This is a genomic window from Klebsiella sp. JN_Kp127, assembly GCF_040062505.1.
Classification (GTDB): Bacteria; Pseudomonadota; Gammaproteobacteria; order Enterobacterales; family Enterobacteriaceae; genus Klebsiella; species Klebsiella quasipneumoniae.
The window spans coordinates 125,675-136,807 of sequence record NZ_JBEAHS010000054.1; the positions used below are offsets into that span (position 1 = coordinate 125,675).

General features: G+C 55.6%; 12 protein-coding genes, 1 tRNA gene and 2 pseudogenes. 11 read left to right on the forward strand and 4 right to left on the reverse strand.

The window, feature by feature from the left end; all coding sequences use genetic code 11:
* The first annotated feature begins 172 nt into the window (after positions 1 to 172).
* Together ABLV04_RS24655 and ABLV04_RS24660 are read left to right on the forward strand one after the other, a co-directional pair.
* Complete coding sequence (locus ABLV04_RS24655; RefSeq protein WP_040215292.1) at positions 173 to 742, forward strand: Panacea domain-containing protein; 570 nt, start codon at positions 173 to 175, stop codon at positions 740 to 742.
* Positions 739 to 1,146 carry a hypothetical protein gene (locus ABLV04_RS24660; RefSeq protein ID WP_072199144.1) on the forward strand — a complete coding sequence of 136 codons (408 nt, stop codon included), beginning with the start codon at positions 739 to 741 and terminating at the stop codon, positions 1,144 to 1,146. Before ABLV04_RS24655 ends, ABLV04_RS24660 begins: the two co-directional genes overlap by 4 nt.
* 705 nt (positions 1,147 to 1,851) lie before the next feature.
* On the opposite strand, the pseudogene ABLV04_RS24665 reads toward ABLV04_RS24660, so the two are convergent.
* Positions 1,852 to 2,045 (reverse strand): annotated as a pseudogene (locus ABLV04_RS24665) (hypothetical protein); the annotation flags it as partial.
* 8 nt (positions 2,046 to 2,053) lie between these two features.
* Between ABLV04_RS24665 and ABLV04_RS24670 the strand changes: the two are divergent.
* A pseudogene (locus tag ABLV04_RS24670) lies at positions 2,054 to 2,185 on the forward strand (integrase); the annotation flags it as partial.
* A gap of 15 nt (positions 2,186 to 2,200) precedes the next feature.
* On the opposite strand, the gene ABLV04_RS24675 reads toward ABLV04_RS24670, so the two are convergent.
* Positions 2,201 to 2,277: transfer RNA gene (locus tag ABLV04_RS24675), tRNA-Arg, on the reverse strand.
* Between the two features lie 340 nt (positions 2,278 to 2,617).
* Here ABLV04_RS24675 and folD point away from each other — a divergent pair.
* Together folD and ybcJ are read left to right on the forward strand one after the other, a co-directional pair.
* Positions 2,618 to 3,484: a bifunctional methylenetetrahydrofolate dehydrogenase/methenyltetrahydrofolate cyclohydrolase FolD gene (folD, locus tag ABLV04_RS24680; protein ID WP_004143017.1), complete on the forward strand. Its 867-nt coding sequence runs from the start codon at positions 2,618 to 2,620 to the stop codon at positions 3,482 to 3,484.
* A 1-nt stretch (position 3,485) separates the two neighbouring features.
* Positions 3,486 to 3,698 (forward strand): ribosome-associated protein YbcJ, encoded by a 213-nt coding sequence (ybcJ, locus tag ABLV04_RS24685; protein WP_004143016.1) that lies wholly within the window; start codon positions 3,486 to 3,488, stop codon positions 3,696 to 3,698.
* Between the two features lie 45 nt (positions 3,699 to 3,743).
* On the opposite strand, the gene cysS is transcribed toward ybcJ, so the two are convergent.
* Positions 3,744 to 5,129 (reverse strand): cysteine--tRNA ligase, encoded by a 1,386-nt coding sequence (gene cysS / locus ABLV04_RS24690; protein ID WP_004204706.1) that lies wholly within the window; start codon positions 5,127 to 5,129, stop codon positions 3,744 to 3,746.
* A gap of 175 nt (positions 5,130 to 5,304) precedes the next feature.
* On the opposite strand from cysS, the gene ppiB reads away from it, so the two are divergent.
* The 6 genes from ppiB (at position 5,305) to mnmH (ending at position 9,828) form a co-directional block, all read left to right on the forward strand.
* A complete protein-coding gene (gene ppiB / locus ABLV04_RS24695; RefSeq protein WP_004151319.1) occupies positions 5,305 to 5,799 on the forward strand; it encodes a peptidylprolyl isomerase B in 495 nt (164 codons plus the stop codon).
* 3 nt (positions 5,800 to 5,802) lie between these two features.
* Entirely contained in the window at positions 5,803 to 6,525 is a 723-nt protein-coding gene (gene lpxH / locus ABLV04_RS24700) for a UDP-2,3-diacylglucosamine diphosphatase (RefSeq protein ID WP_180266071.1), read from the forward strand.
* A gap of 107 nt (positions 6,526 to 6,632) precedes the next feature.
* Positions 6,633 to 6,971 (forward strand): hypothetical protein, encoded by a 339-nt coding sequence (locus tag ABLV04_RS24705; RefSeq protein WP_348816259.1) that lies wholly within the window; start codon positions 6,633 to 6,635, stop codon positions 6,969 to 6,971.
* Positions 6,972 to 7,067: 96 nt separating this feature from the next.
* Complete coding sequence (purE, locus tag ABLV04_RS24710; protein WP_004151322.1) at positions 7,068 to 7,577, forward strand: 5-(carboxyamino)imidazole ribonucleotide mutase; 510 nt, start codon at positions 7,068 to 7,070, stop codon at positions 7,575 to 7,577.
* Positions 7,574 to 8,641, forward strand: a complete 1,068-nt coding sequence (gene purK / locus ABLV04_RS24715; protein WP_023288669.1) for a 5-(carboxyamino)imidazole ribonucleotide synthase — start codon at positions 7,574 to 7,576, stop codon at positions 8,639 to 8,641. Before purE ends, purK begins: the two co-directional genes overlap by 4 nt.
* Before the next feature lie 110 nt (positions 8,642 to 8,751).
* Entirely contained in the window at positions 8,752 to 9,828 is a 1,077-nt protein-coding gene (gene mnmH, locus ABLV04_RS24720; protein WP_180266070.1) for a tRNA 2-selenouridine(34) synthase MnmH, read from the forward strand.
* Between the two features lie 117 nt (positions 9,829 to 9,945).
* Here mnmH and ABLV04_RS24725 read toward each other — a convergent pair whose 3' ends face one another.
* On the reverse strand, positions 9,946 to 11,091 hold the full coding sequence (locus ABLV04_RS24725) for a porin (RefSeq protein ID WP_180266069.1): 1,146 nt from the start codon (positions 11,089 to 11,091) through the stop codon (positions 9,946 to 9,948).
* Positions 11,092 to 11,133: the final 42 nt, after the last annotated feature.

Here is an 11,133-nt window from a genome sequence, read left to right on the forward strand (position 1 = left end):
AGGCATTCGCTTCTTAGTTTGGTTAGAGGTTGCTGGCGCAGGCATTCGCTTCTTAGTTTGGTTAGATGTTCTATGTGTTCGCTTCTTTTTATATCTATTCACTTTGCTTAACTCATCAAATTTGAGTAAGCTTGCTACACGGTAAACACCTTGTTTACTCTGGAGGTTGAGTATGTATAGCGAAAGCAAAACTGCGCAAATGGCTGGCTATCTGCTGCTTAAACGTGGTGGACGCATGGCATACATCAAGCTCATGAAGTTGCTGTATCTTGCTGACAGAGAATACATGATCACTTACGGCGACTCCATGACTGGTGATCGTGCCGTATCCATGAATAATGGACCTGTTCTGTCAAGAACGTATGACCTGCTGAAATCAGGTAGCCCGGAGGAAGAATCCCCCTGGGATGATTGGATTGCCGGTGAGGCAGATTTTGAAGTGTCATTGAAGAAACGAGTTAACGGACTCGATGACGATGACGCATTCGATGAGCTCAGCAAGGCAAACAAACGCATTCTTGATAAAGTATTTGACGAATATGGTCAGTACAAACGATTTGAACTTTGTGATCTGACACATCGAGTGTGCGCTGAATGGCAAAATCCGCATGGTTCATCAGTTCCAATCAGCCCTAAAGATATTCTTATGGCTGGGGGTAAAAGTGAATCAGAAGCTGATGAGCTAATTCGCCATATGCGTGAGAGAGATGCACTGAAACAGTTCAGCAGGCAACTTGCATGACGCAACAATATGCCCCTTACAGGAAAGGAACGGTCTTAGCGCCTGTTGGCGGCAGCGATCATTTACATATCATTTGTAATGATCCGGTTCACTACCCGATACATGGTTGCGACTGTGTTCTGGTAGTGAATATTTCTTCTGTTTATCCACCACCAGCTTACAGTGACCCTGCATGTATCCTTCATTCAGGGGAGCATCCCTTTGTCTTCCATGACAGTTTCGTTTATTACGAAGATGCTATCGTTTGGAAAGTACCGAATGTTATTTCGCGAGAGCAGAGTGGAGAACTTACTCCTCACGCCGATATGGAAGAAAACGTACTTCAAAGGGTCTTGAGCGGTTTTGAAGCATCCGATTTCACTAATCCGAAGATATTAAAATTCTATAGGGCACACTGCATTTAAGGCCGAGAAAGCGGCCTTTGTGACATGTCACGCTAGTTTTTACTATTCAGCTTTGGCGGCTCGTTACTACGAAACGATGCCTGGATAGCAGCTATGACCAAGCTCTCAGCTGAGTTAACTCGCTTGTCAGGGTTATCGTTTAAGTATTTATAAACAACATCAGCATATGTCTGTAAACGTCCAAAAGGCTGGCAAAAAACCGGAGCCCCTTCATTACCATAGGCATCAATCATTGATGCCAAATATCCCATGAATACGCTAGCCTGAAGCCTGTTATCAGGCATGCTGCGAACCCCTTGCTCAGTTTTTTATACTCTTGGACATATTGGTATAGCTGTTGACCATCATAGAACTTTGCTTCTGCTGGTAACAAAATTGAGCGCAAGCAATATATTTGGTAATCATTATTATTTCCATCACATGAATTGCGACGGCGGTAACATAAAGGTATTACCCTGATCTGCTTGTAAACGCTACTTATAGCACTCAAGAGAACCAGATGATAACCATTCCTGCATGCGTTCAGAATAAGACTGTCTATTCCCTGACGCACACCAAGTAGATTGAGAAACGGTGTATGGTTGATACCAAAACAGAGAAAATCTCCGGCCTTTGCATCACCTTCCCGGGCCTGCAGGTACACGTTTCTTACAACTACTGAACCAGTTGAAGCAACACCTAAACCACACATATGAAAGAATGCTTTTACTCTGGCAGCTCATCGTCCGGCGATACTGCAGGACATAAACCCTAATCTGTCGCCCATCAATACGCGGTGATTTTCTCTGGAAGCCGCGACCTAACGTCGGCGGCGCCAGCATTCCAGCTTTCCTCAGTACTTCAGAAAACTGACGGGCGTTAAAGCCGCGGGCTATCTTCCCTTTAAAGGCCTCAGGGAAGTACCGGGATGGTTCGTTGATATGCCCATCTGGTACCTAACCATTTAACTGAGCACGCACGTCAAATTGACTCAATTTTTGAGGGAGATGTCCCAAATATGTCCCACAAGGAAAAATCAGCGACTGGAGGAAGTTTATAAGTGGTTGATTCAAAATGGCACGCCCTACAGGATTCGAACCTGTGACCTACGGCTTAGAAGGCCGTTGCTCTATCCAGCTGAGCTAAGGGCGCCCTGAGAAGCGAGTGCTTCGCGGAGTGAAACGCCTGGAATTATACGGTCCACGTCGGTTGAGTCAATCCATTTTGCCAGGAAACTGCGGGGCTTATACGACGCTGGCGAAATATCCTCCGCCAACTGTACAAGAAGCATACCACCGGGGCTCTTACGCCAGTAAATCGACTGAGTGGCCAGGCGCAATACACCAATAACCATGCAATGAAAATGGTCAAAAACCGGCTAAATTTGCCCCAGACAGGATAAAACAGCAAACGAGGACTGACAGCGAGGCCGGCTTCTGACAAAATATCCTCATCCCCCTTTCGTAAAGATACAGATGGAATCCTCTCTCTGATGGCAGCAAAAATTATTGACGGTAAAACGATTGCGCAGCAGGTACGCTCTGAGGTTGCGGAAAAAGTGAAGGCTCGCGTTGCGGCCGGAAAACGCGCCCCTGGGCTGGCCGTCGTGCTGGTCGGCAGCAACCCGGCCTCGCAGATTTATGTCGGCAGCAAGCGCAAAGCATGTGAAGAAGTGGGCTTCGTCTCCCGCTCTTACGATCTCCCGGAAACCACCAGCGAAGCCGAGCTGCTGGAGCTTATCGACACCCTGAATGCCGATAAGACCATCGACGGTATTCTGGTTCAGCTGCCCCTGCCGGCAGGGATCGATAACGTCAAAGTTCTCGAGCGCATCGCGCCGGATAAAGACGTCGACGGCTTCCATCCTTACAACGTTGGCCGCCTGTGCCAGCGGGCGCCGCGCCTGCGTCCGTGCACCCCGCGCGGTATCGTGACGCTGCTGGAGCGCTACAATATCGACACCTACGGCCTGAATGCGGTGGTCATTGGCGCGTCCAATATCGTCGGCCGCCCGATGAGCATGGAGCTGCTGCTGGCCGGCTGCACCACCACCGTCACCCACCGCTTTACCAAAAACCTGCGCCATCATGTCGAAAACGCCGACCTGCTGATCGTCGCGGTGGGTAAACCGGGCTTTATTCCTGGCGAATGGATCAAAGAAGGGGCGATTGTGGTCGATGTCGGCATTAACCGTCTGGAAAGCGGCAAAGTGGTCGGCGACGTGGTGTATGAAGATGCCGCTGAACGCGCATCCTACATCACCCCGGTTCCCGGCGGCGTTGGCCCGATGACCGTCGCCACCCTGATTCAGAACACGCTGCAGGCGTGCGAAGAGTACCACGACGTTGAGGAGGCCTGAGATGGCGACATTTTCCTTAGGAAAACACCCGCACGTTGAGCTGTGCGATCTGCTGAAGCTGGAAGGCTGGAGCGAAAGCGGCGCCCAGGCGAAGATCGCCATCGCCGACGGGCTGGTAAAAGTCGACGGCGCGGTGGAAACCCGCAAACGCTGCAAAATCGTCGCCGGTCAGACGGTGAGCTTTGAAGGCCAGAGCGTAACCGTCACGGCCTGACCGCGAAAAGGAAAACGCCCGCTTAAGCGGGCGTTTTTTTATGACTTACTTCCGGCGCCAGGTGGTGCCCTGCGGGCCATCTTCCAGCACGATCCCCATCTCGTTAAGACGATCGCGCGCCGCATCCGCCGCCGCCCAGTCTTTCGCTTTACGCGCGTCCAGACGCTGCTGGATAAGCGATTCAATTTCCGCCACTTCCGCGTCGTCAGCCTGCGCGCCGCTCTGCAGGAAGGCGTCCGGCTCCTGCTCCAGCAGCCCCAGCACCGACGCAAGCTTACGCAGGTGGGCCGCCATGGCGTTCGCCGCGGCCGCGTCCTCAGTTTTCAGGCGGTTTACTTCGCGCGCCATATCGAACAGCACCGAGTAGGCTTCCGGGGTGTTGAAGTCATCGTCCATCGCCTCGATAAAGCGTGCTTCGAAGGCTTCGCCGCCCGCCGCGTCGACGGATTTGTCGGTCCCGCGCAGCGCGGTGTACAGACGCTCCAGCGCCGAGCGCGCCTGCTTGAGGTTCTCTTCGCTGTAGTTCAGCTGGCTGCGATAGTGGCCGGACATCAGGAAGTAGCGAATGGTCTCCGCATCGTAATACTTCAGCACGTCGCGGACGGTAAAGAAGTTGCCCAGCGATTTCGACATCTTCTCGCGGTCGACCATCACCATGCCGGAGTGCATCCAGTAGTTAACGTACTCGCCGTCATGGGCGCAGGTGGACTGAGCGATTTCGTTTTCGTGATGCGGGAACATCAGATCGGAACCGCCGCCGTGGATGTCAAAATGGTTGCCCAGCTGTTTGCAGTTCATCGCCGAGCACTCGATATGCCAGCCCGGACGGCCCGCGCCCCACGGCGACGGCCAGCTTGGCTCGCCCTCTTTCGACATCTTCCACAGAACGAAGTCCATCGGGTTACGCTTGACGTCAACCACGTCGACGCGCGCCCCCGCCTGCAGCTGATCGAGATCCTGACGCGACAGCAAACCGTAGTTCGGGTCCGTCGGCACATCGAACATCACGTCGCCGTTATCCGCCACATAGGCATGGCCTTTGGCGATCAGCTGCTCGGTAATCTCGATGATTTCCGCAATATGATGCGTCGCGCGCGGCTCGCTGTCGGGACGCAAAATATTCAGGGCGTCAAAATCCTTGTGCATTTCGGCGATCATCCGATCGACCAGCGCGACAAAGCTTTCGCCGTTTTCATTAGCGCGCTTAATGATTTTGTCATCGATATCGGTGATATTGCGCACGTACTTCAGCTTATAGCCGAGAAAACGCAGATAACGCGCCACAACGTCAAAGGAGACGAAGGTACGCCCATGGCCGATGTGACAGAGATCGTAAACGGTAATACCACACACGTACATGCCGACTTCCCCGGCATGGATAGGTTTAAATTCCTCTTTCTGGCGCGTCAGTGTATTAAAAATTTTTAACATCGAAGATTCCGTGTAGACGTGTGTGGGTAATGAAGCCTCTATAATACCCATAATTCACACAGGACGCAGCACACATTGCAAGGTGCATCGACCCCCGCGGTTATGCTATAACACCCCCCTATATCTCACCCGACACCGGGTGCTGGCACCACACTCATCGGAACAGGATGCAAAAATGGTTACTTTCCACACCAATCATGGCGATATCGTAATCAAAACGTTTGACGACAAAGCGCCGGAAACAGTTAAAAACTTCCTGGACTACTGCCGCGAAGGTTTCTACGACAACACCATTTTCCACCGTGTTATCAACGGCTTCATGATTCAGGGCGGCGGTTTTGAACCTGGCATGAAACAAAAAGCGACCAAATCTCCGATTCAGAACGAAGCGAACAACGGTCTGAAAAACACCCGCGGCACGCTGGCGATGGCCCGTACTCAGGCGCCGCACTCTGCAACCGCGCAGTTCTTCATCAACGTGGTTGACAACGACTTCCTGAACTTCTCCGGCGAAAGCCTGCAGGGCTGGGGCTACTGCGTCTTCGCGGAAGTGGTTGAAGGCATGGATGTGGTTGATAAAATCAAAGCGGTTGCCACCGGCCGCAGCGGCATGCACCAGGATGTGCCGAAAGACGATGTGATCATCAAAAGCGTCACCGTCAGCGAGTAATTCGTGGCGACACTTTTTATTGCAGATTTGCACCTGCAAACAGAAGAACCGGCGATCACCGCCGGTTTTCTGCGTTTTTTACAGGGGGAAGCCCGTCAGGCGGACGCCCTGTATATCCTTGGCGATCTGTTCGAGGCATGGATCGGCGATGACGATCCGAACCCGTTGCATCAGCAAATCGCTACGGCAATCAAAGCCGTCGTCGACGCCGGCGTGCCCTGCTACTTCATTCACGGCAACCGCGATTTTCTCGTCGGCCAGCGCTTCGCCCGCCAGAGCGGGATGCTCCTGCTCGCCGAAGAAGAGCGACTGGACCTCTATGGCCGTGAAGTCTTGATTATGCATGGCGACACGCTGTGCACCGATGACCCGGGCTATCTGGCGTTTCGCGCGAAAGTCCACACCCCGTGGATCCAGCGCCTGTTCCTGGCCCTGCCGCTGTTTATCCGCCGCCGTATCGCCGCCCGCATGCGCGCCGACAGCAAAGCCGCCAACAGCAGCAAATCAATGGAAATTATGGATGTGAATCCGCAGGCGGTGGTTGACGTGATGGAGCGGCATCACGTGCAGTGGCTGATCCACGGCCATACCCATCGCCCGGCGGTCCATGACCTGCAGGCCAACGGCCAGCCCGCATGGCGCGTGGTGCTCGGCGCCTGGCACAGCGAAGGATCGATGGTCAAGGTGACGCCGGACGACGTCGAACTGATCCACTTTCCGTTCTAATTCCTGCGCGAGCATAATTCCGAAACCGCCTTTTGCCTGGGCGGAGGTATGCGCCTCCCGGCATTCCGCATGCTAGTCTTCCTCGACATCACTCTCAAGGAACGAGCATGAACAGGAAAAAGTGGAGCCAGCCGCTGATCTGGGGAATGATCATCGCGCTCCTCAATCCGTTAGGGATAAGCTATATCGCCTTAATCGGCGTCGCTCTCGGCAACACGCTGACGTTTGTCTGGTGCGCCCTGCTGGCGTGGGCCATCTATTTCTATGCCATTTATTTGTTCTGCACCCGCCCTCACGAGAGCCGGTCAGTACAGATCTTTTTACTGATCATGGGCGCCCTGATGCTCCCCTGGGGGCTCGTGCTGCTAATCACCTGTATCATGAATGAGAGAAGTGTCGATAAGCCGCGATCGCCGTCCTCGATAAGCGAGACAAAAGACGGCTAACCATGCGCACGCAACCGTTTTCCTTGCCGGCAGTTCATGCTATTCTCTGTGGCCTCTAAAGCAGTGTGAAACACACCCACAGGAGTTTTAAGACGCATGTCTTCCCGCAATAATTCGGCGCGTATCGCCATCGTGATGGGGTCCAAAAGCGACTGGGCTACCATGCAGTTTACCGCAGAAATCCTTGATGCCCTGAACGTTCCGTACCATGTCGAAGTGGTCTCCGCCCATCGCACGCCCGATAAGCTGTTCAGCTTCGCTGAAAGCGCCGAAAGCCACGGTTATCAGGTGATTATTGCAGGGGCAGGCGGCGCGGCGCATCTGCCGGGCATGATTGCGGCGAAAACCCTGGTGCCGGTGCTCGGCGTACCGGTTCAGAGCGCGGCCTTAAGCGGTGTCGACAGCCTCTACTCCATTGTGCAGATGCCGCGCGGTATTCCGGTCGGTACCCTGGCCATCGGCAAAGCCGGGGCTGCAAACGCCGGTCTGCTCGCCGCGCAGATCCTCGCCCAGCATGATGCTGAACTCCACCAGCGCCTGAGCGCCTGGCGTCAGGCGCAAACCGATGAAGTGCTGGATAACCCGGACCCGCGGGGTGCGGCATGAAACAGGTATGCGTGCTCGGTAACGGCCAGTTAGGCCGTATGCTGCGCCAGGCCGGCGAGCCGCTGGGTATCGCCGTCTGGCCGGTGGGGCTGGAAGCCGATCCGGAAGCGGTGCCGTTCCAGCAGAGCGTCATCACCGCAGAAATTGAACGCTGGCCGGAAACCGCCCTCACCCGCGAGCTGGCCCGCCACCCGGCGTTCGTCAACCGCGACGTCTTCCCGATTATCGCCGATCGCCTGACGCAAAAGCAGCTGTTCGATAAGCTGGGCCTCGCCACTGCCCCGTGGCAGCTGCTGGCGGATAAAAGCGAGTGGCCGGCGGTGTTTGCCCGCCTTGGCGAACTGGCGATCGTTAAGCGTCGCGTCGGCGGCTACGACGGCCGCGGCCAGTGGCGTCTGCGGGAAAACGAGATCGATCAGCTACCGGACGATAACTACGGCGAGTGCATCGTCGAGCAGGGGATTAACTTCTCCGGCGAAGTGTCGCTGGTAGGCGCCCGCGCCCAGGACGGCAGCACCGTCTTCTACCCGCTGACCCGCAACCTGCATCAGGACGGTATTCTGCGCGCCAGCGTCGCCTTCCCGCAGGCCAATGCCCGCCAGCAGGAGCAAGCGGAAAGCATGCTGACGGCGATCATGAACGAGCTGAACTACGTCGGCGTGATGGCGATGGAGTGCTTCGTCACCGCCGAGGGGCTGCTGATTAACGAGCTGGCGCCGCGCGTACACAACAGCGGCCACTGGACGCAAAATGGCGCCTCCATCAGCCAGTTTGAGCTGCATCTGCGAGCAATGACCGACCTTCCTCTGCCGCCGCCGGTGGTTAACAGCCCGTCGGTGATGATCAACCTGATCGGCACCGATCTCAATTACGACTGGCTGAAGCTGCCGCTGGTCCACCTGCACTGGTACGATAAAGAGGTGCGCCAGGGTCGTAAAGTCGGCCACCTGAACCTGACCGACAGCGATACAGACCGTCTGAGCGCGACGCTGGAAGCGTTGAAGCCGCTGCTGCCAGCGGAATACGCCAGCGGTATCGTCTGGGCGCAGGCGCAGCTCAGCTAAGCCCTTCGTGCCGGGGATTTGATCTATCCCCTTCCCCGGCACACCTTGAGGCGCGTACAATCCCCCCTTGCTGTAAAGCCCATTTCTGTTTTGACTTCAGAGGATACCCCATGACCAATGGGACGGATTATCGCGCCATTCTCGCCAGCGATACGCCACTGATTGACGTGCGCGCCCCGGTGGAGTTTAGCCAAAGCGCGATGCCGGCGGCGATCAACCTGCCGCTGATGAATGATGAAGAACGCGCCGCGGTCGGCACCTGCTACAAGCGCCAGGGGCCGGAAGCGGCGCTGGCGCTCGGCCATAAGCTGGTCCAGGGCGACCTGCGCGCCAGCCGGATCCAGGCCTGGCTGGAAGCGTGCGCCCGTTACCCGCACGGTTTCCTGTGCTGCGCTCGCGGCGGCCAGCGCTCGCATATCGTCCAGCAGTGGCTGAAAGAAGCTGGTGTGGATTACCCCCTGATCGTCGGCGGCTATAAAGCGCTACGCCAGGCGGCGATCCAGGCCACCGACGCGCTGGTACAGCGACCGATCGTGCTGATTGGCGGCTGCACCGGCAACGGCAAAACCCAGCTGGTTTGCTCGCGCCCGGACGGTATCGATCTGGAAGGCCATGCCCACCACCGCGGCTCTTCGTTTGGCCGCACGCTACAGCCGCAGCATCCGCAGGCCACCTTTGAAAACCATCTGGCGGTTAGCCTGCTCAAAAAAGCCGAACAGCAGACTCGCTGGGTGCTGGAAGATGAAGGCCACATGATCGGCGCCAACCATCTGCCGGAGTGCCTGCGCATCCGCATGGCGCAATCGCCGCTGGCGGTGGTGGAAGATCCGTTTGACATTCGCCTCGAACGGCTGCGCGAGGAGTATTTCGATCGCATGTATCGCGACTTTATCGCCGCCTATGGCGAAGAGAAAGGCTGGCAGGCATATGGCGAGTATCTGCATCACGGCCTGTTCGCCATCCGCCGTCGCCTGGGACTGCAGCGTTTTGCTCAGCTCACTGAACGCCTCGATGAGGCGCTGGCGCAGCAGCAGCGCACCACCAGCACCGAGGCGCACTTCGCCTGGCTGGTGCCGCTGCTGGAAGAATACTACGACCCGATGTATCGCTATCAGTTGGGGAAAAAAGCCGGGAAGATTATTTTTCGCGGCAACTGGCAGGAGGTCGCCGCCTGGCTGGCGGAGTAATCACACCCTCTCTTGTCCCGGCTTGCGGCGTAAACGCCTTAGCCGCGCTACGGGTCCGCAGACGGCGGTGAACCTGTAGCCCCGGTAAGCGCAGCGTCACCGGGGAATGGTTACCGCTTAGAAGTCGTAGCGCAGACGCACCAGGTTCATATCGCCCAGGTTGTCGGTGCTGGAGGTAAACACGTGCTCGTAGTCAACGCGGAAACCATAATCCAGCTGGAAGCTGATCCCCAGACCGTTATCAATACGCTGGTAGTTACGGCCGTTCACATATTCCAGGCGGTCGCCCATAAAGTACGGCTGAATAGATTTAACGGCATATTGATTGATCGGGAATTTATAGCCCGCAAAATATTCAATCCCCCAGGCGTCGCCGGCGAAGTAATTATGGACATCGGTTTTTTTGGTAGTGAGGAAGTTCTGATACCAGCCGCCGCCAAAGGAGAAAGTCCAGTGATCCGGGGTCCAGCTCAGCGCAGTACCGACGATGTTCTGGTCATAGGTTTTGCTGTCGGAACTTGACGGGTCGCGCATTTCGGCGCGGGTGTAGTTCCACGCGGTCCCCCAGGTCAGATCCTTCATGATGTGGTAGTCCGCGCCAACAGAACCGCCGCCTTTACGTTTATAGCGCAGACCATTACCCGGCAGGTATTCGCTGTCTTCGAACAGATAGGAGCCGTAAAGATCGACATCGCCAACGGTTTTCTTATATTTCAGCATATTACGGGAACGATAAGAACCATCGTAATCGCCGTTAATACCGTTGCCCGGCGCCTGGGCAATCATATCGTAGTCCCAGATATCGGTTTTCACCCCGACCACATCATAGTAAATACTGTTTTGCTGACCGTAGGTTAACGTCCCCCAGGTATCGCTTTTCAGGCCGGTATACAGCATGCGGCGGGTGGTATTGTTCGCCCCTTCCGCGTAGTGATTATCCCAGTCGAACAGCGCCGGAATATTCACCCCCAGCTCGTAGTAGCTGATCCAGCTAATATCATCGAACAGATAGTAATCCGCGGCGAAACGGAAGCGGGTGCCGCCGTCAAAACCGTTGCGCTTATAGGAGCCTTTATCCCCGTCGCCGGTCATCATGTTGAACTGCGGGCGGATACTTCCGCCGACGGTAAAGTTAAGCCGGCTTAACGGATCCCCCGCCTGCGGATCCTGTTTTAGCAGGGTGATCTCCGCGTGGGCAGCCAATGACGTTAACGCTAATGCTGCGCCGATCGAGATCGCCAGCGTTTTTATTGTGTGTGCCATAGTTTTTCCTTGATTAATAAGCAACCTTATATTTTCCAGTTG